Annotated in this window: 21 protein-coding genes; 12 read left to right on the plus strand and 9 right to left on the minus strand. The window is 68.3% G+C overall.

Translation table 11 applies throughout. The features are described 5' to 3' along the window. Together E3T37_RS03950 and E3T37_RS03955 are read left to right on the plus strand one after the other, a co-directional pair. Positions 1 to 475: FGGY-family carbohydrate kinase (locus E3T37_RS03950; protein WP_241975762.1), on the plus strand; the 475-nt coding region annotated here is incomplete at its 5' end. Between the two features lie 260 nt (positions 476 to 735). Beyond that, positions 736 to 1,626: an endonuclease domain-containing protein gene (locus E3T37_RS03955; RefSeq protein ID WP_134365541.1), complete on the plus strand. Its 891-nt coding sequence runs from the start codon at positions 736 to 738 to the stop codon at positions 1,624 to 1,626. 79 nt (positions 1,627 to 1,705) lie between these two features. Here E3T37_RS03955 and E3T37_RS03960 read toward each other — a convergent pair whose 3' ends face one another. From E3T37_RS03960 to E3T37_RS04000, 9 genes are all read right to left on the minus strand, one after another. Continuing rightward, positions 1,706 to 2,548, minus strand: coding sequence for a GNAT family N-acetyltransferase (locus tag E3T37_RS03960; RefSeq protein ID WP_166806069.1), 843 nt, complete (start codon positions 2,546 to 2,548; stop codon positions 1,706 to 1,708). A gap of 2 nt (positions 2,549 to 2,550) precedes the next feature. Beyond that, the gene (gene trpS, locus E3T37_RS03965; protein WP_134365543.1) at positions 2,551 to 3,555 is read right to left on the minus strand and encodes a tryptophan--tRNA ligase; all 1,005 of its coding nucleotides are present in this window, start codon (positions 3,553 to 3,555) and stop codon (positions 2,551 to 2,553) included. Between the two features lie 97 nt (positions 3,556 to 3,652). Continuing rightward, positions 3,653 to 4,579, minus strand: a complete 927-nt coding sequence (locus tag E3T37_RS03970; protein WP_134365544.1) for an exodeoxyribonuclease III — start codon at positions 4,577 to 4,579, stop codon at positions 3,653 to 3,655. A gap of 9 nt (positions 4,580 to 4,588) precedes the next feature. Further along, on the minus strand, positions 4,589 to 5,689 hold the full coding sequence (locus E3T37_RS03975) for a YihY/virulence factor BrkB family protein (RefSeq protein ID WP_134365545.1): 1,101 nt from the start codon (positions 5,687 to 5,689) through the stop codon (positions 4,589 to 4,591). Positions 5,690 to 5,790: 101 nt separating this feature from the next. Beyond that, positions 5,791 to 6,558 carry a succinate dehydrogenase iron-sulfur subunit gene (locus E3T37_RS03980; protein WP_174235684.1) on the minus strand — a complete coding sequence of 256 codons (768 nt, stop codon included), beginning with the start codon at positions 6,556 to 6,558 and terminating at the stop codon, positions 5,791 to 5,793. Between the two features lies 1 nt (position 6,559). Then, a complete protein-coding gene (sdhA, locus tag E3T37_RS03985; RefSeq protein WP_134365546.1) occupies positions 6,560 to 8,374 on the minus strand; it encodes a succinate dehydrogenase flavoprotein subunit in 1,815 nt (604 codons plus the stop codon). A 17-nt stretch (positions 8,375 to 8,391) separates the two neighbouring features. Then, the gene (locus tag E3T37_RS03990; RefSeq protein ID WP_134365547.1) at positions 8,392 to 8,844 is read right to left on the minus strand and encodes a succinate dehydrogenase hydrophobic membrane anchor subunit; all 453 of its coding nucleotides are present in this window, start codon (positions 8,842 to 8,844) and stop codon (positions 8,392 to 8,394) included. A gap of 13 nt (positions 8,845 to 8,857) precedes the next feature. Beyond that, entirely contained in the window at positions 8,858 to 9,271 is a 414-nt protein-coding gene (sdhC, locus tag E3T37_RS03995) for a succinate dehydrogenase, cytochrome b556 subunit (RefSeq protein ID WP_134365548.1), read from the minus strand. Positions 9,272 to 9,384: 113 nt separating this feature from the next. Continuing rightward, positions 9,385 to 10,539 carry a glycosyltransferase family 1 protein gene (locus E3T37_RS04000; protein ID WP_134365549.1) on the minus strand — a complete coding sequence of 385 codons (1,155 nt, stop codon included), beginning with the start codon at positions 10,537 to 10,539 and terminating at the stop codon, positions 9,385 to 9,387. A gap of 78 nt (positions 10,540 to 10,617) precedes the next feature. Between E3T37_RS04000 and E3T37_RS04005 the strand changes: the two genes are divergently transcribed. From E3T37_RS04005 to E3T37_RS04050, 10 genes are all read left to right on the plus strand, one after another. Beyond that, on the plus strand, positions 10,618 to 11,739 hold the full coding sequence (locus E3T37_RS04005; RefSeq protein WP_134365550.1) for a mannose-1-phosphate guanylyltransferase: 1,122 nt from the start codon (positions 10,618 to 10,620) through the stop codon (positions 11,737 to 11,739). 177 nt (positions 11,740 to 11,916) lie between these two features. Then, complete coding sequence (locus tag E3T37_RS04010) at positions 11,917 to 13,020, plus strand: BMP family protein (RefSeq protein ID WP_134365551.1); 1,104 nt, start codon at positions 11,917 to 11,919, stop codon at positions 13,018 to 13,020. Between the two features lie 188 nt (positions 13,021 to 13,208). Further along, positions 13,209 to 14,729 carry an ABC transporter ATP-binding protein gene (locus tag E3T37_RS04015; protein WP_134365552.1) on the plus strand — a complete coding sequence of 507 codons (1,521 nt, stop codon included), beginning with the start codon at positions 13,209 to 13,211 and terminating at the stop codon, positions 14,727 to 14,729. Then, positions 14,726 to 15,985, plus strand: coding sequence for an ABC transporter permease (locus E3T37_RS04020; RefSeq protein WP_370292265.1), 1,260 nt, complete (start codon positions 14,726 to 14,728; stop codon positions 15,983 to 15,985). The genes E3T37_RS04015 and E3T37_RS04020 overlap by 4 nt, the downstream gene beginning before the upstream one ends. Continuing rightward, positions 15,982 to 17,277, plus strand: coding sequence for an ABC transporter permease (locus tag E3T37_RS04025; protein ID WP_134365553.1), 1,296 nt, complete (start codon positions 15,982 to 15,984; stop codon positions 17,275 to 17,277). Before E3T37_RS04020 ends, E3T37_RS04025 begins: the two co-directional genes overlap by 4 nt. Beyond that, positions 17,274 to 17,711, plus strand: coding sequence for a cytidine deaminase (locus tag E3T37_RS04030; protein ID WP_134365554.1), 438 nt, complete (start codon positions 17,274 to 17,276; stop codon positions 17,709 to 17,711). The genes E3T37_RS04025 and E3T37_RS04030 overlap by 4 nt, the downstream gene beginning before the upstream one ends. Positions 17,712 to 17,713: 2 nt before the next feature. Beyond that, entirely contained in the window at positions 17,714 to 19,027 is a 1,314-nt protein-coding gene (locus tag E3T37_RS04035) for a thymidine phosphorylase (protein ID WP_134365555.1), read from the plus strand. 100 nt (positions 19,028 to 19,127) lie between these two features. Then, positions 19,128 to 20,222 carry an adenosine deaminase gene (locus tag E3T37_RS04040; protein WP_134365560.1) on the plus strand — a complete coding sequence of 365 codons (1,095 nt, stop codon included), beginning with the start codon at positions 19,128 to 19,130 and terminating at the stop codon, positions 20,220 to 20,222. 37 nt (positions 20,223 to 20,259) lie between these two features. Continuing rightward, on the plus strand, positions 20,260 to 20,724 hold the full coding sequence (locus tag E3T37_RS04045; RefSeq protein ID WP_134365556.1) for a PTS sugar transporter subunit IIA: 465 nt from the start codon (positions 20,260 to 20,262) through the stop codon (positions 20,722 to 20,724). After that, the gene (locus E3T37_RS04050; RefSeq protein WP_134365557.1) at positions 20,721 to 20,993 is read left to right on the plus strand and encodes a PTS sugar transporter subunit IIB; all 273 of its coding nucleotides are present in this window, start codon (positions 20,721 to 20,723) and stop codon (positions 20,991 to 20,993) included. The genes E3T37_RS04045 and E3T37_RS04050 overlap by 4 nt, the downstream gene beginning before the upstream one ends. Positions 20,994 to 21,293: the final 300 nt, after the last annotated feature.

The raw sequence follows: 21,293 nt of genomic DNA on the forward strand, positions 1-21,293 counted from the left end.
TCCCGCCTTCTCCGGCCTGTTCGCGCCGTACTGGCGTGCGGATGCCCGCGGCGCACTGGTCGGACTGACCCGGTACGTGAACAAGGGCCACATCGCGCGGGCCGCCCTCGAGTCGATCGCGTACCAGAGCCGCGAGGTGCTGGACGCGGTCAACGCCGATTCCGGAGTGCCGCTGACCGAGCTCAAGGTCGACGGCGGCGCCTCCGCCAACGACCTGCTGATGCAGTTCCAGGCCGACATCCTGGGCGTGTCCGTCGTGCGTCCGGTCGTGGCCGAGACGACCGCCCTCGGCGCCGCGTACGCGGCCGGGCTGGCGGTCGGCTTCTGGAACGACCTCGGCGAGTTGCGCGCCAACTGGCAGGAAGACGCCCGCTGGGAGCCGAGGATGGACGTCGCCGAGCGCGACCGCCTGCTGCGCAACTGGAAGAAGGCCATCACCAAGTCCCTCGACTGGGTAGACGCCGACGTCGTCTAGCGCCCCGCCCGCCGAGTTTCGGCATCCGCCACCCCAATCCTCACTTCCCCCACCTCGGTGGCCAACTCAGGAAAAGCGTCGCCCCGGCGATACCGGGCTGCGGAGCGGTGCGGCGGCATGACTCCGTCCGGCCGATCCTCCTGAATTAGCCACGGGACGGCAGGGAACCATGAGTTCTCCCCAGAGCTGGAACCCGGGACTTTCCCCCCGGTCTCCTGTGATCCGGCGGAAGACCCCGGAGGCTGCCCACACTGCTGGTCATGACCTGGGCCGACTACTTTCGCGTCAATAACCTGCAGATCGCCGAAACCGGAGCGCTGAACGCCGCCGGCGCCAACTGGCGCGTGCTGCGGGGCGCCGTCGAGAACGGCTTCCTGGTGAGAGCTCGCCGGGGCCACTATGCGCTTCCAGGTACGGATGCGCACATTCTGGAGGCGGTGAGGCTCGGCGGGCGACTGGCCTGCGTCTCCGCCGCGGCACATGCCGGAATTTTCGCGCTGGACAGCACCTTCGCGCATATCCACCTCGATGCAAACGCCTCACGGTTGCGGGCTCCGCACGACCGTTTGCAGCAGCTGACCGCCGACAACCGCGACGGCGTGGAACTTCACTGGGGTGGGCTGCTCGCTCCGACCGCGGGCACTGAGTTCAGCGTGGCGTTGACCGATTCGCTGGTTCAAATTTTTCGGTGCCAACAGCCACGATCCGCGATCGCTTCACTCGACAACGCCTTGCATCAGAGGCAGACTACGTCCCAGGACGTGACCGCCATTTTCGCCGCACTGCCTGGCGACCTTCAGTATCTGCGACCGCTGATCGACGCGCGCAGCGAATCCGGGCAGGAGACGCTGCTGCGCTTCGTCGTCAGGGAGGCCGGATTCGACTTCGACATCCAGGTGGAGATCTCGGGCGTCGGCAGGGTCGACATGGTCGTGGAGGGGCGGATCGTGGTGGAGGCCGACAGCAGGCAGCACCATGACGGGTGGGAGGCACACGTCCGCGACCGGTCCAGGGACCGTGTCCTCGCGGCGCTGGGCTACCTGAGCCTGCGGGTGCTTTACCGCGACATCGTCCACCACCCGGAACGAATCGTCGCCGCGATCACCGGACTCCTCTCGGCCACCGGCCACTTCCGCACGTTCATCGTCTGACCAGTACGTTTACGGGTTTGCGGCCGGGCGTCGAGTTCCAGACAGCCGGCCCCGTTCGCGCCCAACGCCTGTGGCTAACTCAGGAGATTCGCCGAAAAGCTGCGAGCGGCCCGTGAGATTCCGGGGCCGAAGAGCCAGAAAATGACGGTTGTCCTGAGTTAGCCCCACGCATGCCCTGAAGGGACGCCCAGCTGGACGCATTCGCCAGGCCGGTCAAGCCGTACCGCCGGGGCGACCGCAGACGCGGCAGACGCGGCAGGCGCGGCGGGAGCGGACACCCGCTAGCCGGCGACGCCGGCCGGCCAGCCGGGCTTCGGCGCCCGGTCGTCGGTGGCGCGCAGGCGCCCGTGCCAGGCCGGCGGGTACGTGCCGTCGCGGTGCACCTGCACGGCGGGGGCCTCTCCCGTGAACGTGAACCCGGCCCGCCNGCCGGCGGGTACGTGCCGTCGCGGTGCACCTGCACGGCGGGGGCCTCTCCCGTGAACGTGAACCCGGCCCGCCAGGCGGTGCGCGAGGACGGCATGTTCCCGACCAGGCACTGCCAGTTAACCGTGGAGACGATGCCGTTGGCGAAGACCCAGTCGATGACGAGGCGCTGCGCCTCGGGGATGAGGCCGCGCCCCCGGTGCGGGGCCCCGAGCCAGTAGCCGAGTGACGCGTCCGGCACGCGGAAGCCGATCACGCCCAGTAGTTCGGGCGCATCGGCGGCCCGCACGGCCCAGGTGTACTCGAGGTCGGAGGCCCAGCCGCCGGGCACGTACTCCGCAATGAAGGAGTCCGCGTGCGCCCGGGTGTACGGCCACGGCACGGTGAGGTACTTCTCGAAGAGGGGATCCTGGCAGTACGCGAAGATCGTCTCGGCGTCCGCGGGGGTGGGCTGGTCCAGCCGCAGCAGCGGTGAGGACAGGTCGACCGGTTCCACGGCTAGCGGCGGGGAAGCAGGCCGACGCGGTCGAAGGCGCGCGCCAGCGTGGCGTTGGCGACCCCGGCGGCGCGGTCGGCGTTCAGCGCGAGGAGGCGGTCCAATTCGGCCGGGTCGTCGAGGAGCTCAAGCACCCGCGAGCGGATCGGGCCGAAGGTGCCGGTGACCACCTCGGCGAGCCCCTTCTTCAGGTCCCCGTAGCCGCGGCCGGCGTACTCGTCCTCGATCGACTGCACGGACCGCTCCGCCAGCACCGAGTAGATCGTCAGCAGGTTGGACACACCCGGCTTGTTCTCGCGGTCGAAGACCACGCCGCCATCGGCATCCGTCACCGCGCGCATGATCTTCTTCGCCGTCACCGCCGGCGCGTCGAGCAACCAGATCACCCCGGCGTGGGACTCGGCCGACTTGGACATCTTCGAGGTGGGGTTCTGCAGGTCGTAGATCTTGGCGGTCTCCTTGACGATGTCCGCCTCCGGAATCACGAAGGTGTCCCCGAAGCGCGAGTTGAACCGTGCCGCGATGTCGCGGGTGAGTTCGACGTGCTGGCGCTGGTCTTCGCCGACCGGCACGACGACCGTGTCGTAGAGCAGGATGTCCGCGGCCATCAAGATCGGGTAGGCGAACAGTCCGACCGTGGTGCCGTCAGAGCCCTGCTTGGCGGACTTGTCCTTGAACTGGGTCATCCGGCTGGCCTCGCCGAAACCGGTGATCGTGTTCAACACCCAGGCCAGCTGGGCGTGCGCGGCCACATGCGACTGCACGTACAACGTCGACGCCGACGGGTCGATGCCGCTGGCGATGTACTGCGCGGCCGTGCGCCGGGTGTTCTCCCGCAGCTTCGCGGGGTCCTGCGCCACGGTGAGGGCGTGCAGGTCCACGATCGAGAAGTACGCCTCGTGGGTCTCCTGCAGGGACTTCCAGTTCAGCAGCGCGCCGATGTAGTTGCCGATCTGGAGCGAGTCGGCGGACGGTTGCATGCCGGAGTACAGGCGGGGTTTGGTCATGTGATCAGATCTTTTCATAGCGTGTGGCCGCCGTCAGGACCGGCGGCGCGAGAGGGAGGGAAACCAAAGGGAGAGAGAAATTAGAGGGAGAGGGGAATCAGAGGGAGTAGTCGACGACTACGGGGGTGTGGTCGGACCAGCGCTGGTCGTAGGCCGCCGCCCGGTCGACGGCATAGTCGGTGACGGATGCCGCCAGCGCCGGCGTGGCCAGCTGGTAGTCGATCCGCCAGCCGGTGTCATTGTCGAACGCCTGGCCGCGCCAGGACCACCAGGTGAATGGTCCGTCCACGTCGCCGGCCCATTTGCGTCCCACGTCGACCCAGCCGAGGCCGGCCCCGGCGTTGTAGTCGGGTGCGTCTTCGGCGCCGACGATGCGGTCGAAGTAGGCGCGTTCCTCCGGCAGGAAGCCGGCCCGCTTGACGTTGCCGCGCCAGTTCTTGATGTCGAGCTTGCGGTGGCCCACGTTCAGGTCGCCGAGCACGACGGCCCGTTCACTGTGAGCGGCCAGTTCCGGCAGCCGGGCGAGCATGGCGTCGAGGAACTTGAACTTCTCGACCTGTTTCGGGGTGGCGACCTCGCCCGAGTGCACGTACGTGCTCACCACGGTGACCACCTTGCCGTTGACCAGGTAGTCGGCCTCGAGCCAGCGGCCCGCGCTGTCGAACTCCGTGGCGCCGAGTTCGACTCGGTGGATGGTGGCCGAGGAACGGCTGGCCAGGGCCACCCCAGCCCGGCCCTTCGCGGTCGCCGCGTCGTGCAGGATGTTCCACTCCGGGCCGAGCAGCCCCTCGAGGTCCTCGGTCGACGCGCGAACCTCCTGGAGGGCGAGGATGTCCACGTCCCGCTCGGCCAGCCAGTCGCCCATCCCCTTGCGGTAGGCGGCGCGCACGCCGTTCACGTTGACGCTGGCGATGCGGAGGCGCGTCGGGTCGGCAGCAACGGAAGCCGCGGAAGCCGCGGACGCGGCGGACGAAGCAGGGTCGGAAGTGGCAGGGTCGGAAGCGGCGGTCGAAGCGGAAGGCATCCCCCGATTCTACTTTGGCTCTGGACCGGGGTCGCCGGCAGCGATCTCTGCGGCTCGCTTCTCGGCGGCGCGCAGGCGGCGCGCGGTGAGCAGGCGGCTGGGCCAGGTCGCGACGTCGTGTGCATTCCGGGCCTCCCGGAGCTCGGCCAGCACGACCACCCGGAGCGCCTCCTCTTCCTGCCGGAGCTTCTCCGCGGCAACCTCGTCCGCGCTGATCCGACGTGGCGAGAGTCCGGCGTCATCCATCCCGACGGCGATCCAGGATGCCGAGAGCAGCGTCAGCGTGCTGGTCAGGTTGAACCAGATCAGGAGCCCGATGATCACGGCGAATGTGGCGAGCAGCGGGTTGCGGCCGGCGCCGGCGAGCAGCGTGCTGCCGAGGATCTTGAGCACGCCCAGGCCCGCGGCGCCCAGGAGGGAGCCGGTGATGAGCTGGCGGAAGGGGATCCGCAGCCGGGACAGCACCCGGAACAGTGCGGCGAGGGTGATGGTGTCGATCACGAGCACGAGGAGTAGCCCGACCGAGCGGGCGGCCGCGTTGAACCAGAACGAATCCCGGGAGACGCCGACCAGCCCGAACAGCGCCCCGAGCGCCTCGGTGCTCGCGATGGAGATCAGCGCCGAGACCACGAGCACCACCGCGAACAGCAGGCCGAGGCCCAGCTCCCGCAACTTCACCCAGAGGACGAAGGTCTTGTCGGGCGGCATCCGGAAAATGGTGCGCACCGCCTGCGCCGTCGTCGAGAGCCAGCCGAGCACGGTCGCGAGCAGGCCGACCAGGGCGAGCACGCCGGACCAGCCGAAGACCCGGGCATTGGCCAGGTCGGTGGGGTCGATCACGCCGTCCTTGCCGATCAGCCCGGGAACGGACTGGTTGATGAAGGAGTAGAGCGTCAGCTCGAGGTCGGGGTTCGACGTGATCCACAGCCCGGCGATGGAGAAGACAAGCCACAGCGCCGCGAACGTCGCGAAGATGGCCTGGTAGGACATGCCGCCGGCGAGGATGGGCCCCCCGCTGTCCCCGAACCGGGTGTACACCCGCACGGGGCGCGAGCGCATGACCCGGTTGATCAGGGTCTTCGTGCGGTCGATGGCGGCGGGAGTTTTCACTTGTTCAGCCTAGGCGGCGGCCGTGCGGCCCGGAACGCGAAAAGGCCGGCCTCCCCACGACGAATGATCGTGGGGAGGCCGGCCTTTTGGAACCCGTTCGGTTACTTCGTTCCTCGCAGCATGGCCTGCTTGACCTCGGAAATGGCCTGGGTGACCTGGATTCCGCGCGGGCAGGCCTCGGTGCAGTTGAAGGTGGTGCGGCAGCGCCACACGCCTTCCTTGTCGTTGAGGATGTCGAGGCGAACGGCCGCATTGTCATCGCGCGAGTCGAAGATGAAACGGTGCGCGTTCACGATCGCGGCCGGGCCGAAGTACTGGCCGTCCGTCCAGAACACCGGGCAGCTCGACGTGCACGCGGCGCAGAGGATGCACTTGGTGGTGTCATCGAAGCGTTCGCGCTGGGCGACCGTCTGCAGGCGCTCCTTGCCGTCGGTGGGGGCGTTGTTGGCCACTAGGAAGGGCTGCACGGCGCGGAACGATTCGAAGAACGGCTCCATGTCGACGATCAGGTCCTTCTCGAGCGGCAGACCCTTGATCGCCTCCACGTAGACGGGCTTCGTGATGTCGAGGTCCTTGATCAGCGTCTTGCAGGCGAGGCGGTTGCGGCCGTTGATCCGCATCGCATCCGAGCCGCAGATGCCGTGCGCGCACGAGCGGCGGAAGCTCAGGCTGCCGTCCTGTTCCCACTTGATCTTGTGCAGGGCGTCCAGCACCCGGTCCGTCGGGTACATCTGCACGTCGAAGTCGTCCCAGTGCGGTTCGGCGTCTACCTCGGGGTTGTACCGGCGGATGATCAGCGTGACGGTGAAGGACTCGATCGCCTCCGGCACCACGGGGGTGGTCGAAGCGCTCACGGTTGCGGTACTCAACTCAGTACTTCCTTTCCATCGGCTGGTAGCGCGTGATGGTGACCGGCTTCCAGTCCAGCGCAATGTGGTCGGCCGCGTCGGCGGAGTGCGGGTCTCCGGTCAGGTAGGCCATGGTGTGAACCAGGTAGTTCTCGTCGTCGCGCAGGGGGAAGTCGTCGCGCATGTGGCCGCCGCGGCTTTCCTTGCGGTTGCGGGCGGAGAACACGACGACCTCGGCCAGGTCGAGCAGGAAGCCGAGTTCGACGGCCTCGAGCAGGTCGGTGTTGAACCGGCGGCCCTTGTCCTGCACGCCGATGTTCTTGTAGCGCTCGCGCAGGGTGTGGATGGTGTCGGTGACTTCCTTGAGCGACTCGTCGGTGCGGAACACCTGCGCCTTGGCGTCCATCATCTCCTGCAGTTCCTTGCGGAGCACGGCGATGCGCTCGGTTCCGGTCGAGGTGCGGATGCCCTCGAGCAGGTCCTTCACGAACGTCGCGGCGTTCGCGGGCAGCGGGGTGAAGTCGACGGTCTTGACGTACGCGACGGCGTTGTTGCCGGCGCGCTTGCCGAAAACGTTGATGTCGAGCAGCGAGTTGGTGCCGAGACGGTTGGAGCCGTGCACGGACACGCAGGCGCATTCGCCGGCGGCATACAGGCCGGGAACGACGGTGGTGTTGTTGCGCAGCACTTCCGCGTTCACATTGGTCGGGATGCCGCCCATCGCATAGTGCGCGGTGGGCATCACCGGAACCGGCTCGGTGACCGGGTCGACGCCGAGGTAGGTGCGGGCGAACTCGGTGATGTCGGGCAGTTTGGTCTCGAGCACCTCGGCGCCGAGGTGGGTGCAGTCGAGGTACAGATAGTCCTTGTTCGGACCGGCGCCGCGGCCTTCCGCGACCTCCTTGACCATGCAGCGGGCGATGATGTCGCGCGGCGCGAGGTCCTTGATCGTGGGGGCGTAGCGTTCCATGAACCGTTCACCGGCCGCGTTGCGCAGGATTGCTCCCTCGCCGCGCGCACCCTCCGTGAGCAGGATGCCCAGCCCGGCCAGGCCAGTCGGGTGGAACTGGAAGAACTCCATGTCCTCGAGCGGCAGGCCCTTGCGCCAGACGATGCCGACGCCGTCACCGGTGAGGGTGTGCGCGTTGGACGTGGTCTTGTAGATCTTGCCGAAACCGCCGGTGGCGAAGATGAACGCCTTCGCCTGGAAGACGTGCAGCTCGCCGGTGGAGAGGTCGTACGCGACGACCGCGGACGGCTGGTCGACGCCGTCGACCGGTGTCATGACCAGGTCGAGCACGTAGAACTCGTTGAAGAAGTTGATGCCGCGCTTGACGCAGTTCTGGTACAGCGTCTGGAGGATCATGTGGCCGGTGCGGTCGGCGGCGTAGCAGGCCCGGCGAACCGGGGCCTTGCCGTGGTCGCTGGTGTGGCCGCCGAACCGGCGCTGGTCGATCTTGCCCTCCGGCGTGCGGTTGAAGGGCAGGCCCATGTTCTCGAGGTCGATGACCGCGTCGATGGCTTCCTTGGCGAGGATCTCGGCCGCGTCCTGGTCGACAAGGTAGTCGCCGCCCTTGACGGTGTCGAAGGTGTGCCACTCCCAGTTGTCTTCCTCGACGTTGGCGAGGGCCGCGGCCATCCCGCCCTGCGCTGCACCGGTGTGCGAGCGCGTCGGGTAGAGCTTGGAGATCACCGCGGTGTTCGCGCCGGAGCCGGCTTCGATGGCGGCACGCATGCCGGCACCGCCCGCTCCCACGATCACGATGTCGAACTGGTGGTAGTGCACGCCGTCCACGATGGTGGACTCAGTGGGCGCGGTTACAGCATCCGTAGTCATTTGGGTGTTTGCAGCTCCTAGATGGCCGAGCAGAACGAAGGCAGAAGGTCGGCGGGTGAACCGGCCGGGCAGGGATCGAAGGTGAAGACCACGAGCGTGCCGAGGGTGATCAGGATCACGACGGCGGCCAGGATGGCGGACTTCAGGATGCCGCGGGTGAGCCGCTGCGTGGCGTAGTCGTTGACGATGGTGCGCATGCCGTTGCCGCCGTGGATCAGGGCGAGCCAGAGCATGATGATGTCCCACACGGCCCAGAACGGGGTGGTGAGCTTGCCCGCGACGAACGCGAAGTTGAGGGCGCTGACGCCCTCACCGACCATGAGGTTGACGAAGAGGTGGCCGAAGATGAGCACGACCAGCACGACGCCGGAGACGCGCATGTAAATCCAGCCCCATTTTTCCCAGTTCACGCCGCGCTTGCGCGGTGAACGGGCGTAGGGGCTGCGGGGAGCTTCGATTGTGGTTGTCATGAGTCTCCCCGTCCTATTCGCTGAACACGTTGATCAGGTGGCGCGGCGCGAAGCCGAGCATGGTGATGATCCAGAGCGCGATCACGACATAGAACATGACCTTCTGGTACTTGGCGTTCCAGAAGTCGATCAGGATGATCCGCAGGCCGTTGAACGCGTGGAAGACGATGGCCGCGACCAGCGCGACTTCACCGAGGCCCATGATCGGTGTCTGGTAGCTGCTGATGACCGCGTTGTACGCCTCAGGGCTCACGCGCACCAGCGCGGTGTCCAAGATGTGAACCAGCAAGAAGAAGAAGATCGCAACACCGGTAATCCGGTGCAGGACCCACGACCACATACCCTCGCGGCCCCGATACAGGGTGCCGGCGGGGCGACGCGATGTCGTCTTCTGCTGGGATGTCAGTGTCGCTGCCTGCTCTGGCATGACCAACCCTCCCTGGCTGAGTAGCGGCCTCGACGAATCAGGCCGACAATGCGCTGTGCGCACGTGTGACTATCCTAAGTCTCTCTGCGCCGAGATAAAACGCTCTCGGCCCGCTAGCGCTGCATTGATAGCGGAACCGCAACCGTTGCGCGCACGGCGGCCCGGTCGTCGATCACCGTTTCGTAGTGTCCGAGCAGCTGGTCGCAGACGTTCTGCCAGGACCGGCCGAGCACGCTCCGCCGTCCCGCCTCGCCCATCCGCAGCCGCAGGGCCGGGTCCCGGGTCAGCAGGGTGACGCACCGGCGCAGGTCCGATTCGTCGTCCGGGGCGAAGAGGAGGCCGTTCTCCCCGTGCGCGACCAGGTCGATCGGGCCGCCCGCGCGCGGGGCGACGACCGGGAGCCCGGCCGCGTGCGCCTCCTGCAGGGTCTGGCCGAAGGTCTCCTCGGTGCCGGCGTGCAGGAACAGGTCGAAGGCGGCGTAGGCGCGGCCCAGCGCCGCCCCGTCCAGTCGGCCGAGCCAGCTGACCGGCATCCCGGCGAGGGCGCGTTCGATGGCGGGCACCGAGGGCCCGTCGCCGACGAGGGCGAGACGGATGCCCGGCACGCCCCGCAGCGCCCGGAACCGCTCCACCTGCTTCTCCGGCGCCATCCGGCCGACGTAGCCGACGACGAGTTCCCCGTTCGGGGCAAGCCGCTGCCGCAGCGCGGCGACGGCCGGGTCGGTGCGCCGGTTGGGGTGGTAGCCGGCCAGATCCACGCCGCGGGTCCAGCGGTCCAGCCGGCGCAGGCCGATGCGGCGCAGGTCCAGCATCGACGCCGTCGACGGGACCAGGGTGAGGTCGGCGCCCTCGTGCACCCACCTGACGAAGCGCCAGGCCGCGGCGGCGGCCGGGCCGAGGCCGTTGCGGCGGGCGTAACCGGCGACATCCGTCTGGAAAACGGCGACGCTCGGGATGTCCAGGCGGTTCGCCGCCGCGATCCCCTGGGCGCCGAGCAGGAACGGTGAGGCCGCGTGCAGCACGTCGGGGGCGAAGTCGGCCAGCAGCCGGTGCACCTGGGGGCTCGGCATGCCCACCGGGAACTGCCGGTACCGCGCCGCCGGCACGCTGTGCACGGGGAACCCCGCGTAGGCGGCCGGGGCCCCGGTGGGCGCGATCACCATGGCCTCGTGGCCGGAGCGCGCCAGGTGATCGAGCACCTGGCAGACGCTCGTGGTGACGCCGCTGACGGTGGGCAGAAAGCTTTCGGTGATGAGTGCGACCCGCATGCCGCGAGCGTAGGGACTCACCCGGTCGGGCCGGTGAACGCACCCTTAACAGTGGTGCCCAGACGGTAGTCTGGCCCAATGTCAGACTCCACGGATGCCCTCGGCCGCTTCTACAGCGTGATCCCCGCCGGCGGGATCGGATCGCGGCTGTGGCCGCTCTCGCGCGCTGACGCGCCGAAGTTCCTGCACGACCTGACCGGTTCCGGCCAGACCCTGCTGCGCGACACCTGGGACCGACTCGCCCCGCTGTCGGGCGACCAGCGCATCATGGTCGTGACCGGGCGCGCGCACCGCGCCGCCGTCGAGGCGCAGCTGCCCGAGCTGGCCGACCACAACGTGGTGCTCGAGAGCGAACCGCGGGAATCCACCGCGGCGATCGGGCTGGCGGCCGCCATCCTCGAGAAACGCGAACCCGGCGTGATCATCGGCTCCTTCGCCGCCGACCACGTGATCAAGAGCCCGTTCCACTTTCGCCAGGCCGTGGTGGAGGCGGTGGCCGCCGCCGACGCCGGCTACATCGTCACCATCGGCATCCGTCCCACCGAACCGGCCATCGGTTTCGGCTACATCAAGACGGCCGGCGCGCTGCAGATCGAGAAGGCCGCCAGCGCGCTGTCGGTCGACTCCTTCGTGGAGAAGCCTGACCTCGACACCGCCAGGGAATACCTGGCAGACGGCCACTACCTCTGGAACGCGGGCATGTTCATCGCCCGGGCCGACCGGCTGCTCGAGGAGATCGGGGCGGCCGAGCCTGAGCTGCTCGCCGGCCTGCTGGAACTCGCCGACGCCTGGGACACCCCGCGCCGCGGCGCCGTCGTCGACCGGATCTGGCCGCGCCTGAAGAAGATCGCGATCGACTACACGGTGGCGGAGCCGGTCGCGGCCCGCGGCAAGCTCGCCGTCATCCCGGGCCAGTTCGACTGGGACGACGTGGGGGACTTCGCGTCGATCGCCAAGATCCACGCGAATGGGCGCAAGCGCGACCTCGCCATCCTCGGTGAGGGCGCGCGCGTGCTCGCCGACTCGTCCAGCGGCATCGTGGTCAGCCACACCGGCCGCATGATCGCCCTGATCGGGGTGGAGGACATCGTCGTGATCGACACCCCTGACGCCCTCCTGGTCACCACCAGCGCCAACGCCCAGAAGGTCAAGGCCGTGGTCGACGCGCTGAAGCTCTCCGGTAGCAGCGACGTGCTCTGACCGACACTGCTCGCGCTTTCACCCCCGATCGGGGCTGATTTCGACCGGGCTGGGCCCAGGGTTCATAACCATTCGGCCACTGTCTGAGTTTGCTCCTTTGAGCAGTGAAACATTCGGTAACGTGTAGTCCAATACAGCCCCCTGCGGACCCGCGCCGGGCGATCATTGGAGGTCATCTTGACAATCACGAAACGTAAGGCCGTTTTCAGCGGACTTGCCACGCTCGGCGTGGTGGCCCTGCTCGCAGCCTGTGCCCCGGCTCCGACCAATGACAATTCGAGCGACGGCGCCGCGAAGTCCGATTATCTTCCCTGCATCGTCTCCGACTTCGGCGGGTTCGACGACAAGTCGTTCAACCAGTCCAGCTTCGAGGGCATGACCCAGGCCGCGGACGAACTGGGTGTCAAGTTCCAGCAGGCCGAGTCCAAGTCGGAGGACCAGTACGGCCCGAACGTCAGCAGCATGGTCGACCAGGGCTGCGACTTCGTGCTCACCGTCGGGTTCGCCCTGGCGAACGCCACCCGCGACGCGGCCAAGGCCGCCCCGGACACCCACTTCGCGCTGATCGACTCCGCGCTCACCAACGACGACTTCAGCCCGCTGATGCTCGACAACGTCAAGCCGGTCCTCTACGACACCGCCCAGGCCGCGTTCCTCGCGGGCTACCTCGCGGCCGGCACCACCAAGACCGGAACGGTCGCCACGTACGGCGGACTGCAGTTCCCGTCCGTCACCATCTTCATGGACGGCTTCGTCGACGGCGTCGCCTACTACAACACCCAGAAGAGCACGGACGTCAAGGTCCTCGGCTGGGACAAGGCCGCCCAGGCCGGCACCTTCGCCGGAAGCTTCGATGACATCAGCGCCGGCAAGACGCTGAGCGCGGGCTTCATCGACCAGAACGCCGACATCATCCTCCCCGTCGCCGGCCCGCTCTTCCAGGGCACCGCGCAGGCCATCCAGGACTCCGGCAAGGACGTCGCCATCATCGGCGTCGACAGCGACCTGTTCGAGACGACTCCCGAGTTCGCGTCGCTGTACCTCACCTCGGTGCTCAAGCAGATGACGGATGCCACCAAGAAGATCATCGTCGACGACGGCAACGGCGAGTTCTCAGCTGACCCCTACGTCGGAACGCTGAAGAACAAGGGCGTGGACATCGCCCCGCTGCACGACTGGGAATCCAAGGTCGACCCGGCCCTGGTGACCGAGATCGACGCCATCAAGGCCGACATCATCAGCGGCAAGCTCAAGGTGGAGTCGCCCGCCACGCCCAAGTAGGCGGCGCGGCGTACCGAGAGTGACCCGGGGAGGTCTGCATCAGTGCAGGCCTCCCCGGCTGCGTTAGGCCGCGGCTGCTGCCGCGCTGCGGACGAGCAGAACACCCACAGATGAGCGAAGTCCCGCACGACCTGCAACATATGAGCAAGCGCGACAACTTTCGTTCGCTACTGAATAGAATCGACCACATGAAGCTCGAACTTCGAGGCATTACGAAGAAATTCGGTGCCCTGGTTGCGAATGACCACATTGACCTCACCGTCGAGGCCGGAGAAATCCATGCGCTGCTCGGCGAAAACGGCGCAGGTAAATCGACCCTGATGAACGTGCTCTACGGCCTGTACCGGGCCGAGGAGGGCGAGATCCTGCTCGATGACAAACCGCAGCACTTCGCCGGACCCGGCGACGCGATGGCTGCCGGGATCGGCATGGTGCACCAGCACTTCATGCTGATCCCCGTCTTCACGGTCGCCGAGAACGTCATGCTCGGCCACGAGGAGACCCGGGCCGGCGGACGCCTCGACCTGGCCGCGGCCCGCACGCACGTGCGCGAGATCTCCGACCGGTTCGGCTTCGACGTCGACCCCGACGCCCTGGTCGAGAATCTCCCCGTCGGCGTGCAGCAGCGGGTCGAGATCATCAAGGCGCTGTCCCGCGACGCGAAGGTGCTCGTCTTCGACGAGCCCACCGCCGTGCTCACGCCCCAGGAGACGGACGAGCTGATGGCCATCATGCGCCAGCTCAAAGCCAACGGAACGTCCATCGTCTTCATCACCCACAAGCTGCGCGAGGTGCGCGAGGTCGCGGACCGCATCACGGTCATCCGCCTGGGCAAGGTCGTCGGTGAGGCCTCGCCGACCGCGACGAACGTGGAGCTGGCCTCCCTGATGGTCGGCCGCGCGGTCGACCTCACCGTCGACAAGGGCCCGGCCGTGCCCGGTGAAGCCGCCCTCTCGGTGAAGAACCTCACCGTGCTCGATCCGCACGGCCAGATCCTGGTCAACAACGTCAGCTTCGACGTGCACAAGGGCGAGATCCTCGCTATCGCCGGGGTGCAGGGAAACGGCCAGACCGAACTCACCGAGGCCCTGATGGGCCTGCAGCAGCGGGTCTCGGGGGAGATCACCCTCGACGGCAAGTCCTTGCGCGGGCACTCGGTGCGCCAGGTGCTCGACGCCGGAGTCGGCTTCGTGCCGGAGGACCGCAACGAGGACGGCCTGGTCGGCGAGTTCACCATCGCCGAGAACCTGATGCTCGACCGCTCGAACGCGAAGCCGTTCGTGAAACGGTGGAACGTGCAGCGCTCCGCCCTCGCCGACTTCGCCCGGGCCAAGGTCAAGGAGTTCGACGTGCGCTCCCAGGGGATCGAGACACCCGTCGGTCGGCTGTCCGGCGGCAACCAGCAGAAGGTCGTGCTCGCCCGCGAACTCAGCCGCGACCTGCGCCTCTTCGTCGCCGCCCAGCCCACCCGCGGGCTCGACGTCGGCTCCGTGGAGTTCGTGCACGAACGCATCGTCGCGACCCGGGATGCCGGCACGCCCGTGATCGTCATCTCGACCGAACTCGACGAGGTCGCCGCCCTCGCGGACCGGATCCTGGTCATGTACCGCGGGCGCATCATCGGCATCGTTCCCGGCGACACCCCGCGCGCCGTTCTTGGTTTGATGATGGCCGGCGAAGCGCCTGCCGGAGAAGGAGCTGCCGCGTGAGCGCGACACAGGGTCACCCGACCGAAGCCGTGACGAAGACACGCCCGCCCGAGCAGTCCCGCTGGGACCGGGCGTTCCGCGAGATCACCACCGGCAACGCCATCATCTCGGTGCTCGCCGTTGTGCTGGCCCTGCTCGTGGGCGCCGTGATGATCGCCTTCACCAACAAAGACGTGCAGGCCGCGTCCGGCTACTTCTTCTCCCGGCCGACCGACCTGCTCGGTGCGATCTGGAACGCGGTGGCGGGCGCCTACTCCGCCCTGTTCCAGGGTTCGGTCTACAACTTCCGCCGGCCGAGTTTCGCCGCGGGAATCAAGCCGCTGACCGAGACCCTCACCTTCGCAACCCCGCTGATCATGGCCGGCCTGGGTGTCGCGCTCGGCTTCCGGGTCGGCATGTTCAACATCGGCGGGCGCGGCCAGATGCTGATCGCGGCCGCCCTCGGCGGCTGGGTCGGCTTCGCGGTTGACCTGCCCTACGGCCTGCACATGGTGGCGGCGCTCGTCGCCGGCATCCTCGGCGGTGCGCTCTGGGGCGGGATCGTCGGGCTGCTGAAGGCCCGCACGGGGGCCCACGAGGTGATCACCACCATCATGCTCAACTATGTGGCGTTCTATCTGGTCAGCTACCTGCTGCGCGACGGCTTCCTGAAGACCCCCGGGTCGAACAACCCGAAAAGCCCCGCGACCCAGGCCACGGCGGTCTTCCCCGACCTGCTGGGCCCGACCTACAGCCTGCACTTCGGCTTCATCCTGGCCATCGTCGCCACCATCTTCACCTGGTGGCTGCTGTCCCGGTCCAACCTGGGCTTCCAGTTCCGGGCGGTCGGGCTGAACCCGCACGCGGCCCGCGTCGCGGGCATCAGCGTCAAGCGGATCTACGTCTACGCGATGCTGCTCTCCGGCGGGCTGATCGGCCTGGCCGGCATCAACCAGGTGCTGGGCACCACGACCAGCGGCTTCGGCGCCGGCCTCGACTCCGGCATCGGCTTCGACGCGATCACCGTCGCGCTGCTCGGCCGCTCGAAGCCGTGGGGCGTCTTCGCCGCCGGCATCCTCTTCGGCGCGTTCAAGGCCGGAGGCTTCTCGATGCAGGCGGCGGAGGGGGTGCCGATCGACATCGTGCTGGTCGTGCAATCCCTGATCGTGCTGTTCATCGCGGCCCCGCCGCTCGTGCGGGCCATCTTCCGCCTGCCCGCACCGGGCACCACCCGCCGTGCACTCCCCAACGTGACCCAGGAGGTGGCCGCGAAATGAGCATCGCAACCCCGGCCGTCCAGCCCATTCAGCCCGCCGCCCCCCAGGACGCAGACTTCGAGGTCGTGCGGAGCTGGAAGGCACCGATCGCCCTGTCCATCTTCACCGTGCTGTCGTTCCTGCTCCTGGTCGTCTTCGGCCGAACCGGCATCAGCACGTTCCGCCTGTCCACGACCAGCGACCTGATCCAGCTGCCCGAGGTGGAACTGCCCACCCAGCTGACCGGCATCGTGATCAGCGTCCTGCTGCTCCTGATCACCGTGATCAGTGCCTGGCTGGTGCGGTCGAGGGCCAGGGTTCCGATCTGGTTGATCGCCGTCTTCGCGGTTCTGGTCCTGATCGGCTTCCTCTCCTGGGCCGCGGCGGACAAGACCATCCCGGTGCCGGGCCTGCTCTTCGGCGCGATCAGCCTCGCCGTGCCGCTCATCTTCGGCGCCCTCGGCGGCGTCATCTCCGAACGCGTCGGCGTGGTCAACATCGCCATCGAGGGCCAGCTGCTCGCGGGCGCGTTCACCTCCGCGCTGGTCGCCTCCCTGACCAATCAGCCCCTCCTCGGGCTGGTCGCGGCGATGTTCGCCGGCGTGCTCGTCTCCATGGTGCTCGCCTCATTCTCGATCAAATACTTCGTCGACCAGGTCATCGTCGGTGTCGTGCTGAACGTGCTCGTGATCGGTCTCACCGGCTTCCTCTACTCGCAGGTGATGGCGCCCAACGCGGCCACCCTGAACCAGCCGCCCCGGTTCGAGCGCATCAACATCCCGCTGCTCAGCGAGATCCCGATCATCGGCCCGGTGCTCTTCCGCCAGACGCTGATCGTCTACATCATGTACGTGGCCGTCGCCGTGGTGTACTACGGCATCTTCCACACCAAGTGGGGACTGCGCCTCCGCAGCGTCGGCGAGCACCCGCAGGCGGCCGACACCGTGGGCATCAACGTGGCCCGCACCCGCTTCTGGAACGTGTCGCTCGCGGGGGCCATCGTCGGCCTCGGCGGGGCGTACTTCACGCTCGGCTCGGTCGGGGCGTTCGGCAAGGAGATGACGGCCGGAGCCGGATTCATCGCCCTCGCCGCCGTGATCTTCGGCCGCTGGGACCCGATCCGGGCCACCCTGGCCGCCCTCCTGTTCGGCTTCGCCAGCAACCTGCAGAACGTGCTCAGCATCATCGGTTCCCCGGTGCCGAGCGAGTTCATGCTGATGCTGCCGTACCTGGTCACCATCTTCGCCGTGGCCGGTTTCGTCGGCACGTCGAGGGGTCCCGCGGCATCCGGCAAGCCCTACATCAAATCATGACCGGGGTGGGCGCCGACGCGCTGCCCCTGGCGGGCGACATCGACTGGGCGACGCTGCGCGAGGCGGCGACGAACGCCATGGGCAAGGCCTACGTGCCGTACTCCAAGTTTCCGGTCGGCGCCGCGGCGCTCGTCTCTGACGGGCGGGTGATCAGCGGATGCAACGTGGAGAACGCCTCCTACGGCCTCACCCTCTGCGCCGAGTGCGCCCTCGTCTCCGTGCTGCACCTGACCGGCGGCGGCCGGCTGGTCGCGTTCACCTGCGTGGACGGCAACGGCTGCACGCTGATGCCCTGCGGCCGCTGCCGCCAACTGTTGTACGAACACTCCGCGCCGGGCATGCTGCTCGAGACCGTGTCGGGTCTGCGCACCATCGATGAAGTGCTGCCGGACGCCTTCGGGCCGAGGCAGCTCGCCGAATACCAGGAAGAGTAACCGTGAGCACCAGCCCGAACCGGATCGAAGCCTTCGACGCCGTGGACCTGATCCACACCAAGCGCGACCGGGGCGCACTCCGCACCGAGCAGATCAACTGGCTGATCGACGCGTACACCCGCGGCTACGTCGGCGACGAGCAGATGGCCGCCATGACCATGGCGATCTTCCTCAACGGCATGGACCGCCGCGAGATCAAGGACCTCACGATGGCCATGATCAACAGCGGCGAACGGATGAGCTTCGCCGGCCTCGGCAAGCCCACCACCGACAAGCACTCCACCGGCGGGGTCGGCGACAAGATCACCCTGCCGCTGATGCCCCTCGTGGCGGTCTTCGGCGCGGCCGTGCCGCAGCTCTCCGGCCGCGGCCTCGGCCACACCGGCGGCACCCTGGACAAGCTCGAGTCGATCCCAGGCTGGCGCGCCAACCTCACCAACGACGAGATGTTCCGGCAGTTGCGCGACACCGGCGGGGTCATCTGCGCCGCCGGCCGCGGGCTGGCCCCGGCCGACGGCAAGCTCTACGCCCTGCGCGACATCACCGGCACGGTCGAGGCGATTCCGCTGATCGCGTCCTCGATCATGTCCAAGAAGATCGCGGAGGGCACCAGCGCCCTCGTGCTGGACGTGAAGTTCGGCTCGGGCGCCTTTCTGAAGGACATCGACCGCTCCCGTGAGCTGGCCCGCACCATGGTGGCCCTCGGCGAGGACGCGGGAGTGGCGACATCCGCCCTGCTCACCAACATGAACGTGCCCCTCGGGTTCGCGATCGGCAACGCCAACGAGGTGCGGGAATCCGTGGAGGTGCTCGCCGGCGGCGGCCCGGCCGACGTGGTCGAGCTGACCATCGCCCTGGCGACGGAGATGCTCGACCTCGCCGGCATCACCGGCGTCGACGTGGCCGCAGCGCTCACCGACGGACGCGCCATGGACAAGTGGCGCGAGGTGATCCGGGCGCAGGGCGGCGACCCGGATGCGGCGCTGCCGGTGGCCCGCGAAACCCACGTCGTCACCGCCGACCGCGACGGCGTGCTGGTCGAGCAGCAGGCGCTGCCGTTCGGCATCGGCGCCTGGCGGCTCGGCGCGGGCCGCGCCCGCAAACAGGACCCCGTGCAGCACGCGGCCGGCATCGACCTGCACGCCAAGCCGGGCGACACCGTGCACGCCGGTCAGCCGCTGTTCACCCTCAGCGCCGACGAGCCCGAGCGCTTCGCCCGAGCCCTGGAGGCCGTGGCCGGCGCTTACCGGATCGGCGACCCCGGCGAGCCCGTGCTCGACGGCGGCCCGCTGATCGCCGAGCGCATCGGCCGCTGACAAGACGCTGCCGGTTCGGGCGGGTTCTGGAAAACAGGAAGACTCCCGGACCCCGCCCGGGTAGATTAGGGGGGTGAACAAGAGCCCTGAGGACTACCTGATGCCCGGTGCCGGCACGAGCATCAACGCCCTGCCCAAGATCTCGCTGCACGACCACCTCGACGGCGGACTGCGCCCCCAGACCATCATCGAACTGGCCGAACCGATCGGGTTCGCACTGCCGACGACGGATGCCGCCGCGCTCGGCACCTGGTTCGCCGACCAGGCCGATTCCGGCTCCCTGGTCGAGTACCTGAAGACCTTCGACGTCACCACCGGGGTCATGCAGACCCGGGAGGGCCTGGTGCGCGTCGCCCGTGAATTCGTCGAAGACCTCGCCGCCGACGGCGTCATCTACGGGGAGATCCGCTGGGCCCCGGAGCAGCACCTCACCCACGGCCTCACCCTCGACCAGACCGTCGAGGCGGTTCAGGAAGGCCTGGAGGCCGGCATCGCCCTGGTCGCCCAGGCCGGGTCCCGCATCCGCGTCGGCCAGCTGATCACCGCCATGCGCCACGCCGACCGCGGCCTCGAAATCGCGGAGCTCGCCGTGAGGCACCGCGGCAACGGCGTCGTCGGTTTCGACATCGCCGGGGCCGAGCTGGGCTTCCCGGCCCACAACCACAGGGACGCATTCGACTTCCTCGCCAAGGCGTTCATGCCCGTCACCGTGCATGCGGGCGAGGCCGACGGCCTGGAGAGCATCCGTGGGGCCCTCTTCGACGGCCGCGCCCTGCGCCTGGGTCACGGCGTGCGCCTGGCCGAGGACATCGAGATCGGCCGCGAAGACGAGGAGAACACCTACGTCACGCTCGGACCGGTCGCCCAGTGGGTGCGCGACCGTGAGATCGCGCTCGAGCTCAGCCCGTCGTCCAACCTGCAGACCGGCGCCATCGCCGCCTGGGGCGACGACCTGCTTGACCACCCGTTCGACCTGCTGTACCAGCTGGGCTTCCGAGTCACGGTCAACACCGACAACCGCCTGATGAGCAACACCAGCCTCACCAAGGAACTGGCCCTGCTCAGCGACGCCTTCGGCTACGACGAAGACGACCTCGAGGTGTTCCAGTTGAACGCGGTCCAGGCCTCGTTCCTGCCCCTGGACGAACGGGAAGACCTGGCGGACGCGATCGTCGCCGGCTTCGCGACCGTCTGACCACCCTGGAAACAGCTCTGAACCCGTGAAAGCTCCCATGCCACTGCCCCCACTGCCCCTCGAAGCCATCGCGATCGGCGTGCACGTCAGCGACTGGCGCGCAGCGGTCACCGCCGCCGGCGACGCCCTCGAACGCTCCGGCTCCACCGGACCCGAATACACCCGGCGCATGATCGCCGTCATCGACGAGTTCGGCGCCTACGTGGTCATCGCCCCCGGGCTCGCGCTCGCGCACGCCCGGCCCGGCCCCGACGTGCACTCGGAGGGTCTCAGCATCGTCACGCTGGCCGAACCGGTCCCGTTCGGGCATCCGCACAACGACCCGGTCAGTGTCGTGCTCGGGCTGGCCGTCACCAGCTCCGACGAGCACGTGCTGCTCGTCGCCGAACTGGCCAATGTGTTCAACGACCCGGCCGTCATCCCCGCGCTGGCTGCGGCAACGGATGTCGACACCATCCGTTCGCTCCTCGGCGTGAGCGCGGCCATCGAGGAGTCCTCATGAAGATCGTCGCCCTCTGCGGGGTGGGGGTCGGCACCTCCGCCATCCTCAAGGTCAATGCCGAGCGGGCGCTCAAGCGCCTCGACATCGAGGCCGACGTGACGGCCACGGACATCGCCGGCGTCAGCACCATCGGGGCCGACGCGCAGGTCATCCTGACGTCGTCCGAGCTGGTCGCCGCGATCGGCAAGACCAACGCCGACATCGTCGTGATCGACAACTACTTCGACGTGGACGAGCTCACCGCGAAGCTCGAAGTCGCCCTGGGCTAATCCCCCCGTCCCTTTCCCGGTCCGTCCCCCTCCCGGTCCGTCCCGTCCCGTCCCGGTCCGTCCCCCTCTCCTTCCCGGTCCTTCCCATTCCCGGCGCTTCCCTCGGGCTCGTGTGGGCTCCGGCCCACTGCCCACCTCCGCCGAGCCGTGAGTACTCCTCCCCAAAACTCATGTTTCAGGGGCGTTGCTCACGGTTCGGCGAGCACGCGCGGTCTCGTCCCGGGCCCGCCGCGGTCCCGTCCCGCTCGGGCACGCCGCGCGGGTCGCTCGGGTGCGCCGCGGTCCCGTCCCGGGCGCGCC

This window comes from Cryobacterium sp. TMT2-10 (genome assembly GCF_004403075.1).
Classification (GTDB): Bacteria; Actinomycetota; Actinomycetes; order Actinomycetales; family Microbacteriaceae; genus Cryobacterium; species Cryobacterium shii.